The following is a 24,241-nucleotide window of genomic DNA, read 5'->3' as shown; positions in this document are numbered from 1 at the left end:
CAGCGCAGCTGGTAGTAAGCATCCAGTTCGGCTGCCGTATGGGGAGTGACCACTCGGTACATAGTCCCATCCTTGAGTTACACTGGTCGAAAACCATCTTGCCGTGCAAATTCATGGACTTCAATCTGCAAGCGTACCAAGCCGACCACTTATTGCACCTGAGCGCCAAGCCGGAACGACGCCTCTCCATTCTGGAAAATGCCCATCACCGCTGGCTGGAAATAGACGGCGTGGTACAGTCGGCCATGTCCCTCGCCCAACCGGCCAGTCTCTGCCTGCCCCATCAGCAGTGCATCGCCAGCCTGTTGCCGGCGACGGCTACCCGGGTGCTGGAGCTGGGGTTGGGCGGCGGCGATCTCACCCGTCACCTGGGGGCACGCTGGCCCGAGGCACGGCACGACTGCGTGGATCTGGATGAAGAGGTGCTGACCCTGTTTCAGGCGTTCTTCCGCCACCCGGCGGAGCCCGCTGATCGGGCGCTGCACCTGCACCACGCCGATGCCCTCGCCTTCCTGCTGGCCCACGACAACACCTATGACTTCGCGCTGCTCGACCTGTTCAGCCAGGATGGCAACCCCCTGCTGCTGTTCCAGCATCACCTCTATCAGATTCTGGCAGCCCGGCTGCGCGGTCCCCTCATCATCAACCTGCTGCCACGCACCCACAGGGAGCTGGAGCAGGCACTCATGCTGGCCGAGGAGTGGATTGGCCCCACCCAGGCACACCCTGTGCCCGGCTACATCAACGTGATCCTGCACGCAATCCCGCGCCACCTCGCCTAGCCGCGATGCCCCCGGTTATTGCCACCGACGCTGCTGACGCAGCCTCTCAGACCTGCAACCAGAAGGTCACAGGACCGTCGTTGAGCAACGCTACCTTCATGTCGGCGGCAAAGCGGCCTGTCTCGGTTGGTATGCCGCTGGCCTTTGCCTGCGCCACGAAGTAGTCATATAGCCGCTCGGCTTCGACCGGATGGGCGCCGCCGGAGAAGCCGGGTCTCATGCCTTTTTTGGTATCCGCCGCCAGGGTAAATTGGGAGACGACCAGCAGGCTGCCGCCGGCCTGACTCACACTGAGGTTCATTTTGCCCTCTTCATCGGAGAAGATGCGGTAGCCGCTCACCTTGTGCAGCAACTTGTCAGCCTTGGCCTCGTCATCCCCCTGCTCCACCCCGAGCAGCACCAGCAGGCCATTGGCGATGGCGCCGGTGATTTCCCCCTCCACTGTCACGCTGGCCTCGGAAACCCGCTGGATCAATGCAATCACATCCCTCTCCTCTTGAAACAAAATGACCGCCCCCATCTTGCTAACAGGAGCGGTCATCGATGCTATCAATAAAACGGCTTACAAGGCGATGGCTCAAGCCAGCTCTTCTGAAGCGGGCCGCTCATATTCGCCGAGGCAGGCGGTAGTTTCCGCGCCAAGCAAGACCACCAACCAGCTGAGATAAACCCAGACAAACAGGATCGGAATGGTCGCCAGGGCGCCATAGATGGCCTGATAGGAGGGGAAATTGGTGATGTAGATGGCAAATCCGCGCTTGGCCAGCTCGAACAGGGTAGCGGCCACCAGGGCGCCGATGAAGGCGTGTATCAGCCGCACCTTGCAGTTGGGCACCACCGTATAGACCAGCAGGAAGGTGAGCACCGAGAAGAGGAACGGCAAACCGCGCAGCAGCAGGTAGCCGATGCCGAACAGGCTCTCGGCCCCAAACAGCCGCAGCGAGAAAATATAGGAGGAGATGGCGATACTGGCACCTATGAGCACTGGGCCCAGGGTCAGTATCATCCAGTACATGGCAAACGCCTGAGCCAGCGGTCGGCCCTGGGTCGAGCGCCAGATGTAGTTGAGATTCTTGTCGATGGCCGAGATCAGCATCAGCGCTACCACTATCAGGGCGCCAATACCGACGGCCGTGGTATTGGTGGCATTGGCCACGAAGCCGTCTATGTACTCCTTGAGCATCTCACCCGCGGTGGGCACGAAGTTGTGATAGACGAACTGCTCTATCGCCTGTTTCAGGGTCTGGAATACGGGGAAGGCGGACATCATGCCGAACACCACGGCAATCATGGGCACCAGGGAGAGCAGGGTGACATAGGCCAGATAACCGGCGGTCACTGTCAGCCTGTCCTGCTGGAAACGGCCCCAGACAAACTGGGTAAAGTGGCCACCATCGTGGCGTAAAAAGGAGAGGGCATGGCCGAGACGGCCACCGAATTTCTGCTGCATCGTGATTCCCAATGTCTTCATCATGCCGGCATTGTGTCAGATTGCATGGCCATTTGGCCACCCATGGGCCGGCTCGGTGCGACCTGTTCGGGCATGCAGGCCGGCAATGCTCCGCCGAGCGACCATAAAAAAAGAGGCCCGAAGGCCTCTCTCTGTCTGTCGAGGAACAGCTATCAAGCACGACCAGCGCGCTTGCGATCCATCTCGGTCAGCAGTTTCTTACGCACACGGATAGCCTTGGGCGTGATCTCTACCAGCTCATCGTTGTCGATGAACTCGAGAGCCTGTTCCAGGGTCATGCGGATCGGCGGAGTCAGCACCTGGGCTTCGTCGGTACCGGAGGCACGCATGTTGGTCAGCTGCTTGCCCTTCAGGCAGTTCACTGTCAGGTCGTTGGAACGGGAGTGAATACCGATCACCTGGCCTTCGTACACTTCGGTCGCGTGACCGATGAACAGACGACCGCGGTCTTGCAGACCGAACAGGGCGAAGGTCAGCGCCTTGCCGGTAGCATTGGAGATCAGAACGCCGTTCTGACGCTCGCCGATGCTGCCACCCTTGTGCGGGCCGTAATGGTCGAAGGTGTGGTACAGCAGACCGGTACCGGACGTCATGGTCAGGAACTCGGTCTGGAAGCCGATCAGGCCACGGCTCGGGATCATGAAGTCAAGACGGACACGGCCCTTGCCATCCGGGGTCATGTTGGTCATCTCGCCCTTACGCAGGCCGAGTTGCTCCATCACGGAACCCTGGTGGATCTCTTCCACGTCGACAGTCACGGTTTCGAACGGTTCGTGCAGAACGCCGTCCACGGTGCGCAGGATAACTTCCGGACGGGATACCGCCAGCTCGTAGCCTTCGCGACGCATGTTTTCGATCAGGATGGAGAGGTGCAGTTCACCACGACCAGATACGCGGAACTTGTCCGGATCTTCGGTCTCTTCCACACGCAGGGCCACGTTGTGGACCAGCTCCTGGTTCAGACGCTCCATGATGTTGCGGGAGGTCACGAACTTGCCTTCTTTACCGGCGAACGGTGAGGTGTTGACCTGGAAGGTCATGTTCACGGTCGGCTCGTCAACGGAGAGCGGCGGCAGGGCTTGAACAGCACTGTTGTCACAGATGGTGTCGGAGATTTTCAGCTCGCCCAGACCTGTGATGGCGATGATGTCGCCCGCTTGCGCGTCGACAACTTCGGTACGGGACAGACCCAGGTAGCCAAGCACCTGACCGACTTTGCCGGTACGGGTCTTGCCATCGGCACCGATGACGGTGACTTGCTGGTTGGTCTTGACGCGACCACGGCTGATACGGCCGATGCCGATAACACCCACGTAGGAGTTGTAATCCAGCTGGGAGATCTGCATCTGGAAAGCACCGGCAGGATCACCCTTCGGCTGCTCAACGTTATCAACGATGGCCTGGAACAGGGGTTCCATGTTGTCGGACTCAACGCCCTGGTCCATGGTGGCCCAACCGTTCAGTGCAGAGGCGTAGACAACTTTGAAGTCCAGTTGCTCATCGGTCGCACCCAGGTTGTCAAACAGGTCGAATACCTGATCCATAACCCAGTCAGGACGAGCACCCGGACGGTCGATCTTGTTGATGACCACGATCGGCTTCAGACCCTGGGCGAATGCCTTCTGGGTCACGAAACGAGTCTGCGGCATAGGGCCGTCAACAGCATCAACCAGCAGCAGCACAGAGTCAACCATGGACATGACGCGCTCTACTTCACCACCGAAGTCGGCGTGACCCGGGGTATCAACGATGTTGATACGGTAGTCTTTCCAGCGGATCGCGGTGTTCTTGGCGAGAATGGTAATACCACGTTCCTTTTCCAGGTCGTTGGAATCCATCAGACGCTCTTGACCATCAGTGGTACGGTCCAGGGTTCCAGACTGCTGCAGCAGCTTATCAACCAGGGTAGTTTTGCCGTGGTCTACGTGCGCAATAATCGCAATATTGCGTAAATTCTCTAACATTCTCGCCTCAATCACCGGGTAAAATTGGGCGCTAATTGTACTCTCGCCTTTGTGATCTGCCTAGCAGAATTGCAGTGCATTCGCGCATAACAGGGGATCGGGATCATGGACCTTCCGCTCAAAGCCTGCTTAGATGGGGGCTGACCGTATACTGCGCACCATTTTAGTGCACCAAAACGATCCACTGTTGCACTACTTTGAGGCGTAACGCGCTGAGATGGCGGGTCTTGGGGCAGGCTTATAGTCGCAAATGCCCTGAAATCAAGCTGTCACAAACTTGGCACGATACTGGCTTATGTGAATGTGATGACGCATTCACCCTAAGAGTTTTAACACCGGAGGTTACTTAGCATGTCAGCCCAGAACGTTTTGGCCCTGATCCAGGAACACGAAGTCAAGTTTGTTGACCTGCGCTTTACCGACACCAAGGGTAAAGAGCAGCACGTATCCATCCCTTCCCACCAGGTCAACGAAGACTTCTTCGAAGACGGCAAGATGTTCGATGGCTCCTCCATCGGCGGCTGGAAGGGCATCAACGAGTCTGACATGGTGCTGATGCCGGATGCGGCCTCCGCCAAGCTGGATCCGTTCACCGAAGAGACCACCCTGAACATCGTCTGCGATGTGCTGGAACCGGCCACCATGCAAGGTTATGACCGCGATCCGCGCTCCATCTCCAAGCGTGCCGAAGATTTCCTGAAAGCCAGCGGCATCGCTGACACCGTGCTGTTCGGGCCGGAGCCGGAATTCTTCATGTTCGACAACATCACCTTCTCGAACACCATGGGCCACAGCTTCGTGAAAATCGAATCTGAAGAAGCCGCCTGGAACTCGGGTACCGAGTATGAGCACGGCAACAAGGGCCACCGTCCGTTCGTGAAAGGCGGTTACTTCCCGGTTGCACCGGTCGACTCCTCCCAGGACATCCGCGCCGCCATGTGTCTGGTGCTGGAAGAGATGGGCCAGGTCGTTGAAGCTCACCACCACGAAGTGGCGACCGCCGGTCAGAACGAGATCGCCACCCGTTTCAACACCCTCACCCTGAAAGCGGATGAAGTACAGGTGCTCAAGTACGTGATCCACAACGTGGCCCACGCCTACAACAAGACTGTCACCTTCATGCCGAAACCCATGTTCGGTGACAACGGCTCCGGCATGCACTGCCACCAGTCCCTGGCCAAGAACGGCGTCAACCTGTTCGCCGGCGACCTGTACGGCGGCCTGTCCGAGATGGCACTGCACTACATCGGCGGTATCATCAAGCACGCCAAGGCCATCAACGCCTTTGCCAACCCGACCACCAACTCCTACAAGCGTCTGGTGCCGGGTTATGAAGCCCCTGTCATGCTGGCCTACTCTGCCCGCAACCGTTCAGCCTCCATTCGTATCCCGGTAGTGCCGAGCCCGAAAGCCCGTCGTATCGAAGTGCGCTTCCCGGATCCGGCTGCCAACCCGTATCTGGCCTTCGCAGCCCAGCTGATGGCCGGTCTGGACGGCATCATCAACAAGATCCATCCGGGCGATGCCATGGACAAGAACTTGTATGACCTGCCGCCGGAAGAAGCCGCCGAAGTGCCGACCGTTGCCGGCTCTCTGGACGAAGCACTGGCCGCACTGGACAGCGATCGCGAGTTCCTGACCCGCGGTGGCGTGTTCAGCGATGACTTCATCAACTCCTACCTGGAACTGAAACAGCAGGATGTTGACCGCGTGCGCATGACCCCGCACCCGCTGGAGTTTGAACTGTACTACTCCGTTTAATCCGGACCACAGCTCAGAACTTGACCAAACCCGCCAACAGGCGGGTTTTTTCTCTGATAGGATTAAGCAAAATCCCGTCAAGGAGAGATGGATGAGGAACATATACCCCGTATGGGCACTGAGTCTGCTGCTGGCGAGCATGGGGGCCCAGGCCGCCAAGGTGTACTCCTGGACCGACAGCAAGGGCGTCGTCCACTACACGGATGCCCCTCCTCCCGGCCAGCAGGCCAAAGAAGTGGACCTGCGGGTTGCCCCTCTCATTGGCAGCTCGCCGCGCTCGGTGCAGGTGGAGAACTTCAACAGCCTTACCGGCGTCGATGCCAAGAAGGAAAAGGAGGCGGCCAAGCTGGTGATCGAGCTGCTCTCACCAGAACAGGGCAGTACACTGCGCGATAACACGGGCAACGTGGTGTTCCAGGGACAGATCAGCCCGAAAGCCCCGACCCAGTACGACGTGCGCCTGACTCTGGATGGCAAGGCGGCCCCCATAGTCAAAAATGGCCTGGCCATTCGGGTCGAGAACCTGGATCGCGGTGCGCACGAGGCCCAACTCGAGCTACTGGCCAAAGACGGTACGATCCTTGCTAAATCCAGGGTAGTCACCTTCTACCTGCACCGAGCCAGCCTCAATCCGGCACCAAAAGTGACCCCGCTCCCCAACAAGGGGTGATCCTGTGCATCGATACGGGTAGACTAAATGCACCACGTTGGTGCATTACTGGTGTATAGCACCGTTTTAGGGAGAAACCTGTGCCAACCCGCCCGGATCAAGCCAAGATACTGCTCGATAACTTGCTGACCGCCGTCATCCTGATGGATGAGCGCCTCTGCATCCAGTTCGTCAACCCGGCGGCCGAACAACTGCTTTCCCTCAGCCAGCGCCGGCTGATCGGGATCGAGCTGCCCCATCTGCTGGAACACATCTCCCTCGATCTGCAACGCCTCAAGCAGTGCCTCACCTCGGGGCAGGGCTTCACCGACAGCGAAGTGACCCTGGTGGTGGAAGGAGAACCCAGACTGGTGGAGATGAGCGTGAGCCCGCTCGCTGACCATGAACAACGCTTGATGGTGGTCGAGCTGCGCAAGATAGATCAGCAGAAGAAGATCAGCCAGGAGCTGCAACAACATGCCCAGCAACTGGCGGCCAAGGAATTGGTGCGCGGTCTGGCCCACGAGATCAAGAACCCGCTGGGCGGCCTGCGCGGCGCGGCGCAGCTGTTGCAAAAAGAGCTGCCGGATCCGGCCTTGCGTGAATATACAGGCATCATCATAGAGCAGGCCGACCGGCTGCGAGTGCTGGTCGATCGCCTGCTCGGTCCACAACGCCCGGGTCGTCACCAGATGCACAATGTCCACTCTGTGCTGGAACAGGTGCGCCGCCTGGTGGAGCTGGAGCTGCCGCCGACTGTCCGCATAGAGCGGGATTACGATCCCAGCATTCCGGAATTCGAGATGGAGCCGGATCAGCTGCAGCAGGCGTTTCTCAACATGGTGCGCAACGCCGCCGAGGCCATAGGCGAGCAAACCGGGCTCATCCGCATCAAGACCCGCACCGCGTTCCAGATCACCATCCACGGCCAGCGCTATCGCCTGGCGGCCGAGATCAAGATCATCGACAACGGCCCCGGCATTCCCGATGCCATCCGCGATACCCTCTTCTACCCCATGATCACCGGCAAGGAGGGAGGCACGGGGCTCGGTCTCTCCATCGCCCAGAACCTGATCGATCAGCACAAGGGGCGCATCGACTGCATCAGCTGGCCAGGCCACACCGAATTCACCATCTTTCTACCGCTTCGTAAATAAGGGAACGTCATGACAGCAAAAGTGTGGATCGTCGATGACGACAGTTCTATCCGCTGGGTGCTGGAACGCACCCTCGGCAGCGAAGGCTTCGAGTGCGAGAGCTTCGCCGATGGCGAGGCCCTGCTGAGCTCGCTCGAAATGCGCTCGCCGGACGTGATCCTCTCCGATATCCGCATGCCCGGCATAGACGGCCTCAGCCTGCTGGAGCAGATCCACCGCCGCCAGGCCGATCTGCCCATCATCATCATGACGGCGCACTCGGATCTGGACAGCGCGGTCAACGCCTATCAGCGCGGCGCCTTCGAATACCTGCCCAAGCCGTTCGACATCGACGAAGCGGTAACCCTGGTGCGCCGCGCCGAGAATCACCTGAAAGAGCAGCGCACCAAACGCAAGGCGCGCCAGCAGGAGACGACCGCCACACCCGAGATCATCGGCGAAGCGCCGGCGATGCAGGAGGTGTTCCGCGCCATAGGCCGGCTGTCACGATCCAGCATCTCTGTGCTGATCAACGGCCAGAGCGGCACCGGCAAGGAGCTGGTCGCCCACGCGCTGCACAAGCACAGCCCGCGCGCCCACAAAAACTTCATCGCCCTCAACATGGCGGCCATCCCGAAAGATCTCATCGAATCTGAGCTGTTTGGCCATGAGAAGGGGGCCTTCACCGGTGCCAACAACATACGTCACGGCCGCTTCGAGCAGGCCGACGGTGGCACCCTGTTTCTCGACGAGATAGGTGACATGCCGCTGGATGTGCAGACCCGCTTGCTGCGGGTGCTGGCCGATGGCCAGTTCTATCGGGTCGGTGGCCATCAACCGGTGCAGGTGGACGTGCGGATCATCGCCGCCACCCACCAGAACCTGGAGAGGCGGGTCGCCGACGGCGAATTCCGGGAAGATCTGTTCCACCGCCTCAACGTCATCCGCATCCATATTCCCGCCCTCAAGGAGCGCCGTGAAGACATACCCCAGCTGGCCCAGCACTTTCTGCTGCGCGCCGCCAAGGAGCTGAACGTGGAGGCCAAGAGCCTGCATCCAGACACCCAGGCCTACATCAGCCGCCTGCCCTGGCCGGGCAACGTGCGCCAGCTGGAGAACGTCTGCCGCTGGCTGACCGTGATGGCCTCTGGCCAGGAAGTGCTGGTTGGGGATCTGCCCGCCGAACTGCTCACCCCCATCACCAGCGCGGCAGAGCCGGGCCAGCCGGCCCTGACCGGTGGCTGGCAGCAGCAGTTGCAGGATTGGGTGGCCGCCAAGCTGGCGCTGGGGGAGACCGACATCCTGGCCGATGCCCTGCCCCAGTTCGAGCGGGTCATGCTGGAGACGGCACTGGATCACACCCATGGCCACAAACAGGAAGCCGCCCGCCTGCTCGGCTGGGGTCGCAACACCCTGACTCGCAAGCTGAAGGAACTCGACCTCTCCTGAGTCCTCGGGAAAAACGATTCCCATCACGCCTTGGCAAATCGCTGACCAATAAGACCCCGTTTGATTTCAAACGGGGTATCTTTTTTGAGAGCCCTGCCTAGAATGACAGGCTTTCAAACCCGACTCGAAGAAGGCGTCACCATGATTGACAGATCTCTCCCCCTGACCGACCTGCACCGCCATCTGGACGGCAACATTCGTCCGCAGACCATCCTCGAGCTGGGACGTCAGCACAATATCCAGCTGCCCGCCGATGAGCTGGAGGCACTGCGCCCCTACGTGCAGATCGTCGAGAATGAGCCGAGTCTGGTCGCCTTCCTGAAGAAACTGGACTGGGGCGTGGCCGTGCTGGCCGATTACGACGCCTGCCGCCGGGTCGCCTACGAGAACGTGGAAGATCTGCTGCGCGCCGGCATCGACTACGCCGAGCTGCGCTTCAGCCCGGCCTACATGGCAATGGCCCACAAGCTGCATCCGCAGGGCGTGGTGGAAGCCATCATAGACGGCGTGGCTGCCGGCAGCCGCGACTTTGGCATCAAGACCAACCTCATCGGCATCATGAGCCGTACCTTCGGCACCGAGCAGTGCCGCATCGAACTGGAGGCCTGTCTGGCCCACCGCGACAAGCTGGTTGCCGTCGATCTGGCCGGTGACGAGCTGGGCTTCCCGGGTGAGCTGTTCACCGAGCACTTTCGCAAGGTGCGCGATGCGGGCATGCGCGTCACCGTGCACGCTGGCGAAGCCGCCGGCCCCGAGAGCATGTGGCAAGCCATCCGCGATCTGGGCGCCGAGCGTATCGGCCACGGCGTCAAGGCGATCCAGGATCCGCGTCTGATGGCCTATCTGGCGGAGCACCGCATCGGCATCGAATCCTGCCTCACCTCCAACCTCCAGACCACCACTGTGGCGAGCCTGACCGAGCATCCGATCCGCCAGTTCCTGGCCGCCGGCGTGCTGGTCTGCCTCAACACGGACGATCCGGCGGTCGAAGGCATAGACCTGCCCCACGAATATGAGGTGGCCGCCCCGGCCGCCGGCATGACGGCGAGCGAGATCCGCACCGCCCAGCAAAACGGCCTGACGCTGGCCTTCCTGAGCGATAGCGAGAAAGCCGAGCTGAGCGCCCGCGCCGCCAGCCGCTGAGCCTTGAACCGCTTGCTTACGCAATAAAAAAAACCGCCGAGAGGCGGTTTTTTTTATTGCAGTGACAAAGCCTGCGGCTCAGATCACCCGGGAGAACTGCTGCTGGCGCGCCTTGTTGCGCAAGTAGACGTCGAAGCACATGCAGATATTGCGAATGAGCAACTGGCCGGTGGAGACCACTTCCAGCCCCTCTTCGGTCATGCGTACCAGACCATCGTCGATAAAGGTCTGCAACAGCTTGAGATCGTCGGCGAAGTACTCACTGAAGACCAAGCCATGAGCCTGTTCGACGGCGGCGAAGTTCAGGCTGAAGTCGCAAATGAGACGCTTGATCACCTCGCGGCGGATCAGGTCGTCCTGGTTGAGGGAGCACCCCTTCCACTGGGCATGGCCCAGCGTCTCTACCTGAGCGTAATAGGCCTTGAGCTCTTTCTGGTTCTGGGAATAGGCGTCGCCGATCATGCTGATGGAGGAGACCCCCAGCCCCAGCAGATCACAATCCCCCTGGGTGGTGTAGCCCTGGAAGTTGCGGTGCAGCTTGCCCTCGCGCTGGGCCACCGCCAGCTCGTCATCGGGCTTGGCGAAGTGATCCATGCCGATGAACTGATAACCCTGGCTGGTGAGGAAGGCGATGGTGTCCTGCAGCATGGCCAGCTTCTCCCGGGGGGCCGGCATATCTTCCTCTTTCAGCTTGTGCTGAGCGGCGAAACGGCTCGGCAGATGGGCATAGTTGAAGATGGAGAGACGGGCCGGATCCGTCTTGAGCACTTCTTCCAGGGTATGGTGGAAACTGTCGCAATTCTGGTGCGGCAGGCCGTAGATGAGATCCAGGTTGGTGGAGCGAAAGCCCAATGCACGAGCACGCTCCAGCATGGCGCGGATGAAGTCGTTATCCTGCTCGCGATTGACCGCCACCTGCACTGCCTTGTTGAAGTCCTGCACGCCGAGGCTGATGCGGTTGAACCCCACTTCACGCAGCACATCCAGCATGGTGAGCTCGATCTCCCGCGGATCCACTTCGATGCTGATCTCGCCTTCGTCCGCGAACTGGAAGTGCTCGCGCAACATGGCCATCAGCCGGCGGGTCTGGGCTTCGTCAAGATAGGTGGGCGTGCCGCCGCCCCAGTGCAGCTGGGTCACCAGCCGGTGCTTGAACAGGGGGGCCTGGGCCTTGATCTCCTGCTCGAGATAGTCGAGGTACTGATCGGCCTTGTGCTGATGACGGGTGATCACCTTGTTGCAGCCGCAGTAGTAGCAGAGCTTGTGACAGAAAGGGATGTGCACGTAGAGAGACAGGTTGCGCGCCGGATACTGGCCTGCGGCGTGAACGAAGTCCGGATAGCCGAAACGCTCGTTGAACTCCAGCGCAGTGGGATAGGAGGTGTAGCGCGGGCCGCTGTAGTTATATTTTTCGATCAGGGCCTGATCCCACACAATCTGTTCTGCTTGCACGCTTGCTTCCTCTTTTTTGTTATCGGCTCACCGGCTTAACTGAAAATCCTTCAGTTGGGCCACATCCTTGAGGATCTGCGCCTCCAGCTCGGCCTCATAGCCACTGCGTTCGAGATCCATCTTCATCACTTCATTGCGCTTGAGGGCACGTCTCGCCTCATGAGTCGGCATCTCTTTCACCTTCTCATATAGACTGTACAAACCCGGAAATTCACTGGCAAAGGCCCGACCGCCCTTGATCTGCAAGGCATCCAGCAAATTGGTCAGCCGGATAGCGCCTTCGGAGTAGTCGCACTGACCGTCCCGCACCGCATGGGCAATCACCCGCACGCTGTCGAGGATACGCTCATTGCGGGCCGCAACGGCATGCATCTGCATATCACGCTGACGCTTGAGACGGGCCAGCAGGGTACCGGCATACACGGCCAGCCCCAGCAAAATCAGGCCGCCCAACAGGGCGGCCAGCATCCATCCACTCATCACTTTTTCTTCGGCTCAGGCTTGGGCTCTGGCTGATAGTCAACCTGGGTGAAGCGATCCCACAGCTCCTCTTCGGAGGCGGGCTGGCTCGGCTCGTCATAGCCGGCATCGTCGAAGGAGCCATCGTCGTCTTCGTCATCATCGTTGTCTATGATGCCAAGCTCATCCATCAGCTCCTGATAGCGATCGACACGCTGGTCAACCCAGGTCTGCTCGGCCGCTTCCAGGGTCTCGCCGGCATCGAGGCGATCCAGCAGATCGTTCAGGCGATCATCATTCTCGATGGCAGCCAGCTCCTGCTCGGGCGTCATTACCAGCTTCTTCTCTTTTACCGGCTTGGGTGCAACCGGCTTGCCGCTCTTCTCTTCCACTATCAGGGCGATGGGCTTGCGAGAACCGATACGCGGATCCTTGGCCTGCTTGCCATTCTTGTTGCTGGACTGTTCTGCCTGCTGGCGGGAGCCCGCCTTCAAGCCCTTACGCTTGGCGGCGCGTTTGCGCTCACGGCCTTCCAGGGCACTGGCATCTGATTCTTTGCGCTTACCGGTAGGCTTGCGATTGGGTTGTTTAGCCGACATGAATGACTGACTCCGACAAATAACTGGATTGAAGCCGCACCCGGGATGAGACCATCCGGGGAGGATACTGACACGGGGGACAGTGGATCAGAAACAAGAGCGGGATCCTGCACCAACCCGACCATTTCTGGCCTCTGAACACCGCAGGATCGGTATCCTCTGGGCATGTTGCTGGTATTTTGACACAGAATGGCTAATCGGGTTAATGACCCAAAAGAAAAAAGGCAGCCGAAGCTGCCTCGATATGTTTATGCGAGTCCCATCCCTGGCTGCAAATCACCCTGTCCATGGTGATACCTCTGCGCATCATATCTTTGTATATGGTCGTCCTGACCTTAATGGTCGTTCCTGAATGTGCGTGTGCTTGCTTGACCCATGGGGACAGCCTCCGGCCATCACTCTGGGGTGGTTGCATCCCGCAGCCCCGCTCTTCCTGAGCAGTCACCATCCTGGTATTTCAATCCCTTGCCTGTCACTTGCGTGGTCCTGTGGCATCCCGCCGCATCGACATCCTGTCTTCACAACATCCCGGTCGTGAATCGCCTCGTGGGCCACTCCATGCATCCACTGTATCAACTTAATAAAACGACTCAATCCACCAAGAACGTTTTCAAACGGAGATAAATTGCTTATTGTCATTTAACATATTGAAATTAATGAATTACTAAACATTATTTGAAAAATGTTTAAGCCCTGGCCAGGCCAATGAATGGGGGATCTCTTACAACAATGCGAGAAAAAATTGGCCAAATGGAGTTAAAGGCCAAAAAGAAACGAGGAGCCAGCGGCTCCTCGTTAATATCAATGGGGTACATCACAATGCGTTTTCAGTGCAAACCGGCCACGTATTTGGACAAGGCTTCTATATCCTGATCGGTCAGCTTCTTGGCAACGTCCCGCATCATGCTGTTCGGGTCGTTATCACGGGCAGCTGCACGAAACGCGGTGAGCTGGGCCTTGATATAAGCAGGATGCTGGCCGGACAGGCTCGGATATTTGGCCTGCTCGACACCCGAGCCCCGCGGACCGTGACAAGCGGTACAAGCAGCCAGACCACGGCTCATGTCACCACCCATATAGAGCGCTTTACCCGCTGCTACAGCGTCATCAGGCACCGCAATCGGTGTTACCTTCTGGCTGGAGAAGTAGGCAGCAAGGTCTTCCATGTCCTGATCGGACAAGGGGAGAGCCATAGGCCCCATGATGGGTGCAACTCGACCAATTTGGCCAGAAGCTGCAGCCTTCAGTTCAACTAATTGCTTTTTGATATATGATGCGTGCTGACCAGCAATCTTGGGATACATATCGACAAGGCTGTTTCCGTCCGGTCCATGACAAGCCGCACACACGGCAGCCTTGGATTGTCCCGCAGCGGCATCGCCCTTGGCTTGTGCCATCCCCGTTACGCCAACCATCAGAGCAAGAGTAATGACTAGGTTCTTCATGGCGTTCCAACTTCTCGTTATTAGGCTTCCAGATCCCATGCCGCTGAAGGCATGTTAAAATAAACGCGTTTAAACGACGCCATTTTACACGATTTCACAAAAAAGTAACTCTATAACCCTCTATCTCTATGGGGAATTTACGTTGGATACACAAACTCTGAATTTCAATAAGGTGCATTTTGTGACCAGCGCACCCGACATCCGTCACCTGCCAAATGATGGGGGTGTCGAGATTGCGTTTGCCGGCCGTTCCAATGCCGGTAAGTCATCTGCATTGAACACCTTAACCAAGCACAAGAACCTGGCTCGCACCAGTAAAACCCCGGGCCGCACCCAGTTGATCAACCTGTTTGAACTGGAACCGGGCAAGCGTCTGGTCGATCTGCCGGGCTATGGTTATGCACAAGTACCACTGGAAATGAAGCTCAAGTGGCAAAAGTCACTGGCAGAATACCTGCAGCGTCGTGAGTCATTGAAAGGCCTGGTGATCCTGATGGACATCCGTCACCCACTCAAAGATACCGACATGAACATGCTGGAGTGGAGCTCCCACCGTGAACTGCCGGTCATGCTGCTGCTGACCAAGGCGGACAAGCTGAGCCCGGGTCCCCGCAACAATCAGGTCATCAAGGTTCGTCAGGCCATTGCCGACCTGGGCCCGCAGATCCAAGTAGAAGCTTTCTCCTCCCTCAATAATATCGGAGTGGAGAAACTGGCCCAGACTCTGTCTGGCTGGTATCTGGCCGGAGCAGACGAGATCGCCGAAGGTGATGAGCAAGAGCAGATCGAGGAATAATGCATTCCTCCATCATACTGCTATCCCCTCCTTGCAATTGGCGGAGTTGACCCTCCGCTGATTGAAAGACTTTCAGTTTGATGACGTCCCGCCAACCCTCGATACCCGCCTATACCTTTCCCCCAGAAAATTTTATAAAAGCCTTCTTTAACAATGGAATGAAAAGTTAATTACCATTTTAAATTAACTTTTCATTCCCATGGCAACGTTTTCAGATTTCTGCCATCGAATAACAAGCGCATCACTCAATAAGTACAGAAATGAAATTTTATTACATGGAGGTGGCGGGCAGGGACAAAAATGAGGCCAATACCACTGGTGCAGTATCGGCCTGAAACAATCAGTTCAAAAATTGGGAAGAAGCTAAATCTTGAGAACAAAGACGACTAGTTTTCCTCAAGAAGCCCCTTCATTCTAACAAATATCTGGCGACATTAAAGCATTTACTCTAAACGCCACACATAAAAAAACACCCCGACGAATACTCATCGGGGCTGCTATTCAGCCACATTCAATTACGTGAAATAAAAGGTCTGAAAGATAGAACATCTTACCTCTGTACCCTACGTCGCTAACTGTATAGCAAAGCAGCAGAAAGTGAAAGTAATTTATGTAATTTAGTTTCACGAAAGATGAATTACATAAAACACTTTTTTTTTCATATAGATAAAAAAATCCCCAGTACGAATACCGGGGAGTTATAAAGGTGACTAGCTAGCACTTCCTCAACTATCTAGTTAGTCAGCGGCATTCCACACAAGTTCCGCTGCTTTGAGAAAAAACTAAAAAAACTTAGAGATAGATGGCGCCATCTTCTGCAAACTCTTGTTCTTCAATGAGTTTCTCAGCCATATCTTCAATGTCGAAGCGCACACTCTCGAAGGCGCGCAGTATGTCCTCCTCCCTGACGAGGGAGAGACCAGTCATCTTTTCCAGACGCCGGTGACTGATGTAACAATCGACCAGAGCCCCTCTCTGCTGGGCCGGGAAATGGATCCGCTGTTCATGCGCCTGCCAGTCAGCCAGCTCGGGAAACAGTATGCCTTGGTTCATAGGGTCCCCAGATTTCGTTTCAGTTCTCTCAATACCTGTTTAGTCCCTGGCCGGATTCCGCGCCACACGGTAAAGGCCTCCGCCGCCTGTTCGACCAGCATGCCCAGCCCATCCATGATCTGGCGGGCCCCCTGTTGTCTGGCCCAGCCGATGAAGGGGGTATCCGAGGCACCATACATCATGTCGTAGATGGCAATATCGGCGTGGATCAGCGCAGGGGCGAGGGGCGGCAGCTCTCCTTGCAAGCTGGCGGAGGTGGAATTGATGATGAGATCGAACACCCCCTCCAGCAGCTCATAGCTCTGGGCCGTGACGACCCCCAGATCGTGAAACTCGGCCGCCAGTTGCTCCGCCTTGGCGTGGGTGCGGTTGGCAATCACCAGTTCGGCCGGATGTTCGGCCAGCAAGGGAGCCAGGGCACCACGGGCGGCGCCCCCTGCTCCCAGCAGCAGGATCCGGCCGCCCGTCAGGGTCACGCCGTGAGCCTTGAGATCCGCCACCAGACCGGCACCATCGGTATTGTCCCCCAGCAGTACGCCGTCGTCGGTCAGCTTGATGGTATTGACGGCGCCCGCCCGTTTGGCCCTTGGGCTCAACCTGTCGACCAGCGCGAAGGCCTGCTCCTTGAAAGGGACAGTAACATTGCACCCCTTGCCCCCTTGTGCGAAGAAGGCGCGCAGGGTCGTGGCAAACTCGTCGATGGCGGGTTCGGCCAGACCATATTCCAGCTCTTGCTGGGTCTGCCTGGCAAACAGGGTGTGGATAAAGGGGGATTTGCTGTGGCGCACCGGGTGGCCAAAAACCAGATAACGATCCATCAAGGAGTTCCATCAGAGGGCAATATTCCGATTTAACGGGTTTTCTCGCGCGGGAACAAGCCGAATATCGGCCAGTAAAAAGGGGCCATCATGGCCCCTCTGGTCACAGCCACTCTCGTGGCGTGAGGTAGTCAGTGTAGAGCAAGGCCTCCGGACTGCCCGCTTCCGGCTGCCAGTCATACTCCCAGCGGGCCAGTGGTGGCATGGACATCAGGATCGACTCGGTACGTCCGCCGGTCTGCAGGCCGAACAGGGTGCCCCTGTCGTAGACCAGATTGAACTCCACATAACGACCACGGCGATAGAGCTGGAACTCCCGCTCCCGCTCGCCATAGGGCTGGGCCTTGCGCCGCTCGACAATCGGCAGGTAGGCATCGAGATAGCCCTTGCCGACCGCCTGCATGAAGGCAAAACAATCCGCAAACGGCCAGCGATTCAGGTCATCGAAGAAGAGGCCGCCCACACCGCGCGTCTCGTTGCGATGCTTGAGGAAGAAGTAGCGATCGCACCAGGACTTGAACTCGGGGTAGACCTGCTCGCCAAAGGGTTGGCAGAGGTCGTGCGATACCCGGTGCCAGTGCTGCACATCCTCGGCAAACGGGTAAAACGGGGTCAGGTCGAAACCGCCGCCGAACCACCAGATGGGCTCTTCGCCCTCTTTTTCAGCGATGAAGAAGCGGACGTTGGCATGACTGGTCGGCACATAAGGATTGTGCGGGTGGATCACCAGCGACACTCCCATGGCCTCGAACTTGCGACCCGCCAGCTCGGGCCTGTGGGCCGTCGCCGAGGCGGGCATGGCATCGCCATAGACGTGGGAGAAGTTGACACCACCCTGTTCGATCACGGCGCCATGGCGCAGCACTCGGGTACGACCACCGCCACCACCCTCACGGCACCAGGCATCTTCCACAAAGTACCCACTGCCGTCGGCCTGCTCCAGGCCACGGCAGATCTCGTCCTGCAACTGCAACAGGAAGGCCTTGACCTGGGCCACGTCCGGTTTGCTCATCTTGTCTCCAGTCAGGCAGGATCTTGAACGCCCTGTCCATTTTATTGTGATGTCACACCCAGGGCTCAAGGCCCATGCGCATTGCGGTAAAAAACAGGGTCAGCCCGCCCCGCTCAGGAGGGACGAATGATGGCGCCGGTCCTGGCATCCTTGATCTCGGAAGGATTGGCCTGGCCCCCGACCTTGCCCGGCAGGACATAGGCCAGCTGGCTTGCCAGCGCCTCGCCGATCTCGGCTATCCGACGGGCAGGCTCCTCGCCGGTCAGGTTGGCACTAGTGGAAACCAGTGGCTTGCCGAAGGCGCGGCACAGGGCCTGCACCTGAGGATGAGCAGTCACCCGCACAGCCAGGGTGTCGAACTGACCGGTCAGCCAGGTCGGCGTCGCGGCTCGAGCGGGCATGATCCAGGTGAAGGGACCGGGCCAGCTGGCCTCTACCCGGGCCAGCTGCTCGCTGCTGAGCTGGCTCACATCGATATATTCCTGCAGTTGCGCCAGATCGGCGGCGATCAGGATCAAGCCTTTCTCCACCGGACGCTGCTTGATGGCCAGCAGACGCTGCACCGCCAGTTCTGAGTCGGGATCACAACCCAGGCCAAACACGGCCTCGGTGGCATAGGCGATCACCCCTTCACTGTGGAGGGCGGCAACCGCTTGTTCAAATTCATTTGGCATAAAAATGCGGCAGCCAAGCCACCGCCTCATCACTTATTTGGATTGAACCTGTTAGAGCGACAACCGCCGGTACACATCCGCTCGTCCTGCTATAAATCGCGAACCTGTCCGGCTGGTTGCCGCTTTATCACTTACTTGAGCAACTGAGCCTGCAGGGCGGCATCCTTGGCCATCACCTCTTCGGCATTCTTCTGGCGTTCAGCACGTACCTTGGCCGCCAGCTCATCATTTCCGACCGCCAGCATCTGAGCCGCCAGATAGCCCGCGTTCTTGGCGCCGGCCTTGCCGATCGCCACGGTTGCTACTGGTACGCCGCCCGGCATCTGCACGGTAGAGAGCAGCGCATCCAGTCCCTTGAGCGGGCCGCCATCGATGGGCACCCCGATCACGGGACGGGTGGTGATGCCGGCAACGGCACCGGCCAGGTGAGCAGCCAGACCGGCAGCACAGATAAAGACCTTGCAGCCACGGGCCTCGGCATCGGTCACATACTGATGAGTCGCAGCCGGGGTACGGTGCGCAGAGGTAACCTTGACTTCCACTCTGATATCAAACGACTTGAGGACTTCAAGGGTAGATTGCATCACGGGGAAATCAGAATCAGAGCCCATCAATACGGCAACAAAGGGTTTATTCATGGTGGGAATTTCCTTACTCCAAGTGGGGGGTTGAAGTTCGCCGAAAACGTTTCAATTTGGTTACGGCGGCGGGATTATACCTGCTCACTTTGATGGCCGCATTTCTTTTGCGGGCAGATCCACCTCAGATTTCCCCTCACTTTCTTCTCTACCATGATGCCCCAGCCACATTCGGGACAAGGCATGGGGATCGGCGTGTCGTTAACCACATATTTACAATGGGGATACCCATCGCAGGAGTAGAACTGCTTGCCGTAGCGGGAGGTGCGACTAACCAGATGACCCTTGCCACACTCGGGACAGAGGATCTGGGTATCGTCGCTTTCCTGCAGGGATTCGATGTGCTGGCAGGCCGGATACTGGGTACAACCCACAAACAGACCGTAACGCCCCTTCTTTATCGCCAGCGGCTGGCCGCAATCCGGGCAGGCCGAGCCTTCGAGCACTTTCTCGATGTCGCGGCCGGATGGCGTCAGGGAGCGGATATAGTCACAGGCAGGATAGGCGGAGCAGCCCAGAAAGGGGCCGTGCTTGCCCTGTCGGATCACCAGTTCGGCACCACACTGCGGGCACGGCTCTCGCTCGAACGCCTGTTCGTGGGCAGAAAAGAGATGATGATCGATTTTTGACATGGGCCGCGCCTTGAAATCCAGATGGCCTGAATTCTACCAGCGCGGCACCGGACTGTCAGTGAATGACGCCGTCTGACTCATCAAACACCAGCTCTTCCATCTGCTGGTAGGCATTTTCACTGCCCGGTACGTTGAACAGCACCATCATGACGACCCACTTCAAATCGTCCAGCTCGATATCCGGCTTGTCCAGCTCGAGCAGGCGCTCAATGCAGATCTCGCGGGTCTCGGCATTCAGTACCTGAGCCTGTTCCAGGAAGAGCAGGAAGCCACGGCATTCGGTGCTGAGGCGTGCCAGCTCTTGCGGGGCATAGATACGCATCGAGCCTTGCGCGCTGGCGGTGACATACACCTCCCGCTCGCTATCGTGCAGGTTGGCCAGTCGCTCCAGCCAGTTGAGCGCCTTCTCGATCTCGTCTTTATCGAAACCAGCCCGGCTCAGTTCGTCGGTGAGTTCATCCTGCTCGACCATTACATCTGCATCGCTGTGGATGTAGGTCTCGAAAAGGTACATCAATACATCAAACATGATTCGCCCTCCTCGCTCTGACGTATCCACCGGCTACCGCCATCACTGCACCGGAAAGCTCCAGCTCTACCAACCTGCCCAATACCACTTCGACAGGAAGCTGGGCCCGTTCGGCGACGGTATCCACGCTCGTGGTCTCATAATCTACGTTATCCAACAAATCGGCATAAGGCAATTCGCTATTATGCCGTTGCTCAGGCAATCCAGCCGGTTTCCGCGCCAGGCTGACCAATCCGGGAAGCTCTTCCACTATATCGGCCGCGCTCAATACAAGTTTGGCCCCCTGCTGGATTAATTTGTTGCAGCCCAGCGCCTGCACATTCTGCGGCGCACCGGGAACGGCAAATACCTCACGACCTTGCTCCAGCGCGTAGCGGGCTGTGATGAGTGAGCCACTCTGTTCGGCCGCTTCGACCACCAGGGTTCCTAGCGCCAGTCCACTTATGATGCGATTGCGACGAGGGAAATGTTCGGCCAACGGTCCCTTGTCCGGCGCCAGCTCGGAGATGAGCACACCCGCATTCTCCAGGATCTGGCCAGCCAGCCCATGATGGCGCTTGGGGTAGAGGCAGTCGAGGCCGGAGCCCAGTACGGCGAGAGTGACACCACCAGTCGCCAGGGCCTGCTGATGACAGACACCATCGATACCGAGCGCGAGCCCCGAGGTGATCGCCAGACCGCACGCCACCAGTTCCGCACACAGGCGCGCAGCATTGTCCTTGCCGGCATAGGTGGGGTGACGCGTACCGACTATCGCCAGCTGTGGAACAGACAAGGCGGCAAGATTGCCACGACAGTAGAGCAGCAAGGGGGCGGCGGGGATCTCTTTCAACAGGTCAGGATAGGCGGGATCATCGAGGCAGAGCAGGTGATTGCCAGGCTCGGTGGCCCAGCTAAGCCCCTGCTCAACCGAAGGCAGTGGCCATCTGAGCTGCCGGATCTGGGCCGAGTCCAGACCAAGCGCCCGCAAACGGCCATCATCACTCTCAAACAGGGCAGCAATATCGCCACCAACGTGGGCAAGCAGGCGGGCGGCAGTGACTGGGCCGATACCGGTGACGGCATCCAGCGTCAGCCACAGCGAGACCCGCCCGAGTGGAAGTGGCACGTTAGAAGTTACTGACCTGATAGCCGGAGCTGACCATGTCCTGGCTCTGCATGATGAGGCCGTAGCTCAGCTTGTCGTACACCTTGAACAACATGATCCTGGCCACCGCCTCCGAGGGCAAGGGGGGCTTGCCGGCCGAGTAGAAGGCCTTGTTGTAGACGGAAGAGTACTCCTTGTACGATACCTTGCCGTTCTTGCTCACCAGCTGGGCGCCAGGGCGCCGGATCTCCAGCACATCACCGGGGGCAAGCTGATCCCGCCCCCCCCGGTTGATGAGCACGACATCAAACTTGCCACCGCCACGGGCCTTGCTCGGCAGATCGACTATGTAGCCCGGTGAAATCACGGGCGCCGCCTTCGGAGTGAACACGGCGGAGAGCGTTTCCTGCGGCGGGAAAGGCATCACCTTGTCCCCCTGATACACCTCTCGCTGATTGTGACTGAGGGTGACCCGGGTGCGATCATCCGGCAGCTGTTCCTCGGCTCTGGCCGTGCCGACAAAAACCGCCTCCTGCCCCAGCAGCTCGCCAGTTTGCTTGTCCTTGTAAACCATGCCCGGATGATAGATACCGTAGTCCTGACCTGGCGTCAGCGATCCCTGCACATAGAGGGTGTCGCCCTCCAGCATACCGATGTGGGCCTCGTTGTTGCCAAGCACATAGGGCAGCTGTTTCACTTGCTGGTTGTCGGCCAGAATATGGTCAGTTTGCAGGAAGGGGCCTATTTCGCTGAGCGGCAGCGTCGGGACCGGATTGGCCTTGTTCTCGTAGCGGCTCTTGGGCGAGAGATGGACCACCGGCTTGCCACCCTGTGTCACCTTGCCTAGCCGAGGCTCGCCGTTGACCCAGCTCAGATGCAGCACGTCACCGGGGTAGATCCAGTGCGGATTGGCAATCTGGGGATTGATGTTCCACAGGCGGGGCCAGAGCCAGGGCTCTGCCAGATACTGGCCTGAGATATCCCAGAGGGTGTCGCCTTTTTGCACGACATAACGCTCGGGATAACCCGCTTTCAATTTCAACTGATCGGCCAAGGCACCTTGGCTCAGAGTGGCCAGCAGGCAGGCGAGGATGGTTTGCTTCAGATACATAACACTCCCTGTTACTTCTGCGCGCAAAGTGTTGCTGTTTTTTGTCGGCGTAAATGACTAGAATTACGCCAATATTGACTGCATTTATACGAAACTAAAGAAAAAACTATGGCCATTCTAGATGTATTGCGTTTTCCCGATGAACGTCTGCGCACTGTCGCAGCCCCTGTCGAGACCTTTACACCCGAGTTACAACACATTGTAGATGATATGTTCGAAACCATGTACGCGGAGGAAGGCATAGGTCTTGCCGCCACTCAGGTCGACATTCATCAGCGCATCATAGTGATCGATGTCTCTGAAAACCGTGAAGATCCTCTGGTATTGATCAACCCCGAGATCCTCGAGCAATCCGGCAGCACCGGCATCGAAGAGGGTTGCCTCTCCGTGCCCGAGCACCGCGCTCTGGTGCCACGCGCCGAGTGGGTCAAGGTGCGTGCGCTGGATCGCAACGGCAAGCCATTCGAGCTGGAAACAGACGATCTGCTCGCCATCTGCATACAGCATGAGATGGATCATCTGGTCGGCAAGCTGTTTGTGGACTACTTGTCTCCGCTCAAGCGCCAGCGCATTCGCCAGAAGCTGGAAAAGATGGCCCGTGAAGATCGCAAAATCCTCTGAGGATCTGCCCCATTGAATAAGCTGAAACTGATTTTTGCCGGTACTCCCGACTTCGCCGCCCGTCACTTGGCGGCGTTGTTGTCTTCCGACCACGAGGTCGTTGCCGTTTACACCCAGCCAGACAAACCGGCCGGCCGTGGCCAGAAGCTCACTGCCAGCCCGGTCAAGGAGCTGGCCCTTGCCCATGATCTGCCGGTCTACCAGCCCGCCTCCCTGCGCAAGGAAGAGGCGCAGGCCGAACTGGCTGCCCTTGGCGCCGATCTCATGGTGGTGGTGGCCTACGGCCTGATCCTGCCCAAGGCGGTACTCGACACTCCGCGTCTGGGCTGCATCAACGTGCACGGCTCCCTGCTGCCGCGCTGGCGCGGTGCCGCACCGATCCAGCGCTCCATCTGGGCGGGCGATGCCGAAACCGGCGTAACCATCATGCAGATGGACGTGGGGCTGGATACCGGCGCCATGATCCGCAAGGTGAGCTGCCCCATCGCGGCCGATGAAACCTCCACCAGCCTCTATGACAAGCTGGCCGAGCTGGGCCCGCAGGCACTGGTCGAGACCCTCGATGCCATTGCCGCAGGCGAAGCCCGGGCCGAGCAGCAGGACGATGCGCTGGCCAACTATGCCCAGAAGCTCTCCAAGGAAGAGGCGCGCATCGACTGGGCCATGGAGGGCGTCGCTATCGAACGCTGCATCCGCGCCTTCAATCCCTGGCCCATCAGCTGGTTTGAAGTGGCTGACCAGACCATCAAGGTATGGCAAGCCACCGTCATCGACAGTGACCATGGCCAGAGCGCCGGCACCCTGCTCAAGGCCGACAAGCAGGGGATCGACATCGCCACCGGCAAGGGCGTGCTGCGCCTGCTCACCCTGCAACCGCCCGGCAAGAAGGCCATGTCCGTCTCGGATCTGCTCAACTCTCGCCGCGACTGGTTTGAACCCGGCACGCAATTGAATTGAACC

Annotated in this window: 25 protein-coding genes; 9 read left to right on the top strand and 16 right to left on the bottom strand. The window is 58.5% G+C overall.

The features are described 5' to 3' along the window. Positions 1 to 113 precede the first annotated feature (113 nt). Positions 114 to 782 carry a spermidine synthase gene (locus BN1128_RS05595; RefSeq protein ID WP_042866997.1) on the top strand — a complete coding sequence of 223 codons (669 nt, stop codon included), beginning with the start codon at positions 114 to 116 and terminating at the stop codon, positions 780 to 782. A 46-nt stretch (positions 783 to 828) separates the two neighbouring features. Here the strand turns inward: BN1128_RS05595 and dtd are convergent, their stop codons facing one another. From dtd to typA, 3 genes are all read right to left on the bottom strand, one after another. Next, the gene (dtd, locus tag BN1128_RS05590) at positions 829 to 1,266 is read right to left on the bottom strand and encodes a D-aminoacyl-tRNA deacylase (RefSeq protein ID WP_042866995.1); all 438 of its coding nucleotides are present in this window, start codon (positions 1,264 to 1,266) and stop codon (positions 829 to 831) included. A gap of 93 nt (positions 1,267 to 1,359) precedes the next feature. Beyond that, positions 1,360 to 2,232 carry a virulence factor BrkB family protein gene (locus tag BN1128_RS05585; RefSeq protein WP_042866926.1) on the bottom strand — a complete coding sequence of 291 codons (873 nt, stop codon included), beginning with the start codon at positions 2,230 to 2,232 and terminating at the stop codon, positions 1,360 to 1,362. Positions 2,233 to 2,405: 173 nt separating this feature from the next. After that, on the bottom strand, positions 2,406 to 4,217 hold the full coding sequence (gene typA, locus BN1128_RS05580; protein ID WP_005319864.1) for a translational GTPase TypA: 1,812 nt from the start codon (positions 4,215 to 4,217) through the stop codon (positions 2,406 to 2,408). Positions 4,218 to 4,568: 351 nt separating this feature from the next. Between typA and glnA the strand changes: the two genes are divergently transcribed. From glnA to add, 5 genes are all read left to right on the top strand, one after another. After that, positions 4,569 to 5,978 carry a glutamate--ammonia ligase gene (gene glnA / locus BN1128_RS05575; RefSeq protein WP_042866924.1) on the top strand — a complete coding sequence of 470 codons (1,410 nt, stop codon included), beginning with the start codon at positions 4,569 to 4,571 and terminating at the stop codon, positions 5,976 to 5,978. A 91-nt stretch (positions 5,979 to 6,069) separates the two neighbouring features. Beyond that, on the top strand, positions 6,070 to 6,648 hold the full coding sequence (locus BN1128_RS05570) for a DUF4124 domain-containing protein (RefSeq protein ID WP_042866922.1): 579 nt from the start codon (positions 6,070 to 6,072) through the stop codon (positions 6,646 to 6,648). Positions 6,649 to 6,728: 80 nt separating this feature from the next. After that, positions 6,729 to 7,784, top strand: a complete 1,056-nt coding sequence (gene glnL / locus BN1128_RS05565; protein WP_042866921.1) for a nitrogen regulation protein NR(II) — start codon at positions 6,729 to 6,731, stop codon at positions 7,782 to 7,784. A gap of 9 nt (positions 7,785 to 7,793) precedes the next feature. Beyond that, positions 7,794 to 9,212 carry a nitrogen regulation protein NR(I) gene (glnG, locus tag BN1128_RS05560; RefSeq protein WP_042866919.1) on the top strand — a complete coding sequence of 473 codons (1,419 nt, stop codon included), beginning with the start codon at positions 7,794 to 7,796 and terminating at the stop codon, positions 9,210 to 9,212. A 141-nt stretch (positions 9,213 to 9,353) separates the two neighbouring features. Beyond that, positions 9,354 to 10,355 (top strand): adenosine deaminase, encoded by a 1,002-nt coding sequence (add, locus tag BN1128_RS05555; protein ID WP_042866918.1) that lies wholly within the window; start codon positions 9,354 to 9,356, stop codon positions 10,353 to 10,355. A gap of 78 nt (positions 10,356 to 10,433) precedes the next feature. Here add and hemN read toward each other — a convergent pair whose 3' ends face one another. The 4 genes from hemN to BN1128_RS05530 all read right to left on the bottom strand — a co-directional run bounded on the left by hemN (position 10,434) and on the right by BN1128_RS05530 (position 14,310). Continuing rightward, positions 10,434 to 11,807 carry an oxygen-independent coproporphyrinogen III oxidase gene (gene hemN, locus BN1128_RS05550; RefSeq protein WP_042866916.1) on the bottom strand — a complete coding sequence of 458 codons (1,374 nt, stop codon included), beginning with the start codon at positions 11,805 to 11,807 and terminating at the stop codon, positions 10,434 to 10,436. Between the two features lie 27 nt (positions 11,808 to 11,834). Continuing rightward, entirely contained in the window at positions 11,835 to 12,275 is a 441-nt protein-coding gene (locus tag BN1128_RS05545; RefSeq protein ID WP_042866914.1) for a DUF2489 domain-containing protein, read from the bottom strand. A gap of 11 nt (positions 12,276 to 12,286) precedes the next feature. Beyond that, a complete protein-coding gene (gene yihI / locus BN1128_RS05540) occupies positions 12,287 to 12,865 on the bottom strand; it encodes a Der GTPase-activating protein YihI (protein ID WP_042866913.1) in 579 nt (192 codons plus the stop codon). A gap of 827 nt (positions 12,866 to 13,692) precedes the next feature. Next, positions 13,693 to 14,310: a c-type cytochrome gene (locus tag BN1128_RS05530; protein ID WP_042866911.1), complete on the bottom strand. Its 618-nt coding sequence runs from the start codon at positions 14,308 to 14,310 to the stop codon at positions 13,693 to 13,695. 142 nt (positions 14,311 to 14,452) lie between these two features. On the opposite strand from BN1128_RS05530, the gene yihA reads away from it, so the two are divergent. Then, positions 14,453 to 15,106 carry a ribosome biogenesis GTP-binding protein YihA/YsxC gene (yihA, locus tag BN1128_RS05525; protein ID WP_042033919.1) on the top strand — a complete coding sequence of 218 codons (654 nt, stop codon included), beginning with the start codon at positions 14,453 to 14,455 and terminating at the stop codon, positions 15,104 to 15,106. A 792-nt stretch (positions 15,107 to 15,898) separates the two neighbouring features. Here the strand turns inward: yihA and BN1128_RS05520 are convergent. The 9 genes from BN1128_RS05520 to BN1128_RS05480 form a co-directional block, all read right to left on the bottom strand. Beyond that, positions 15,899 to 16,159 (bottom strand): DUF1488 family protein, encoded by a 261-nt coding sequence (locus BN1128_RS05520; protein WP_042866909.1) that lies wholly within the window; start codon positions 16,157 to 16,159, stop codon positions 15,899 to 15,901. Next, on the bottom strand, positions 16,156 to 16,977 hold the full coding sequence (aroE, locus tag BN1128_RS05515; protein WP_042866907.1) for a shikimate dehydrogenase: 822 nt from the start codon (positions 16,975 to 16,977) through the stop codon (positions 16,156 to 16,158). Before aroE ends, BN1128_RS05520 begins: the two co-directional genes overlap by 4 nt. A gap of 103 nt (positions 16,978 to 17,080) precedes the next feature. Further along, positions 17,081 to 17,989: an oxygen-dependent coproporphyrinogen oxidase gene (hemF, locus tag BN1128_RS05510; protein WP_042866904.1), complete on the bottom strand. Its 909-nt coding sequence runs from the start codon at positions 17,987 to 17,989 to the stop codon at positions 17,081 to 17,083. Positions 17,990 to 18,102: 113 nt separating this feature from the next. After that, positions 18,103 to 18,663, bottom strand: coding sequence for an L-threonylcarbamoyladenylate synthase type 1 TsaC (gene tsaC / locus BN1128_RS05505; RefSeq protein ID WP_042866902.1), 561 nt, complete (start codon positions 18,661 to 18,663; stop codon positions 18,103 to 18,105). 131 nt (positions 18,664 to 18,794) lie between these two features. Further along, entirely contained in the window at positions 18,795 to 19,301 is a 507-nt protein-coding gene (purE, locus tag BN1128_RS05500; protein ID WP_042866900.1) for a 5-(carboxyamino)imidazole ribonucleotide mutase, read from the bottom strand. A gap of 74 nt (positions 19,302 to 19,375) precedes the next feature. Continuing rightward, a complete protein-coding gene (locus tag BN1128_RS05495; RefSeq protein WP_042866899.1) occupies positions 19,376 to 19,933 on the bottom strand; it encodes a DNA topoisomerase family protein in 558 nt (185 codons plus the stop codon). A 55-nt stretch (positions 19,934 to 19,988) separates the two neighbouring features. After that, positions 19,989 to 20,462: a DUF494 family protein gene (locus BN1128_RS05490; protein ID WP_042866897.1), complete on the bottom strand. Its 474-nt coding sequence runs from the start codon at positions 20,460 to 20,462 to the stop codon at positions 19,989 to 19,991. Continuing rightward, positions 20,455 to 21,570 carry a DNA-processing protein DprA gene (dprA, locus tag BN1128_RS05485; RefSeq protein ID WP_042866895.1) on the bottom strand — a complete coding sequence of 372 codons (1,116 nt, stop codon included), beginning with the start codon at positions 21,568 to 21,570 and terminating at the stop codon, positions 20,455 to 20,457. The genes BN1128_RS05490 and dprA overlap by 8 nt, the downstream gene beginning before the upstream one ends. 1 nt (position 21,571) lies before the next feature. Then, on the bottom strand, positions 21,572 to 22,660 hold the full coding sequence (locus BN1128_RS05480) for a LysM peptidoglycan-binding domain-containing protein (protein WP_042866893.1): 1,089 nt from the start codon (positions 22,658 to 22,660) through the stop codon (positions 21,572 to 21,574). 108 nt (positions 22,661 to 22,768) lie between these two features. Here BN1128_RS05480 and def point away from each other — a divergent pair, with 108 nt between their 5' ends. Further along, positions 22,769 to 23,281, top strand: coding sequence for a peptide deformylase (def, locus tag BN1128_RS05475; RefSeq protein WP_042866891.1), 513 nt, complete (start codon positions 22,769 to 22,771; stop codon positions 23,279 to 23,281). 12 nt (positions 23,282 to 23,293) lie between these two features. Further along, complete coding sequence (fmt, locus tag BN1128_RS05470; protein ID WP_042866889.1) at positions 23,294 to 24,238, top strand: methionyl-tRNA formyltransferase; 945 nt, start codon at positions 23,294 to 23,296, stop codon at positions 24,236 to 24,238. The last annotated feature ends 3 nt before the right edge of the window (positions 24,239 to 24,241 follow it).

Origin of the sequence: Aeromonas piscicola (genome assembly GCF_000820005.1) — a bacterium.
Taxonomy (GTDB): domain Bacteria; phylum Pseudomonadota; class Gammaproteobacteria; order Enterobacterales; family Aeromonadaceae; genus Aeromonas; species Aeromonas piscicola.
This window is presented reverse-complemented; position numbering and strand designations above follow the sequence as displayed.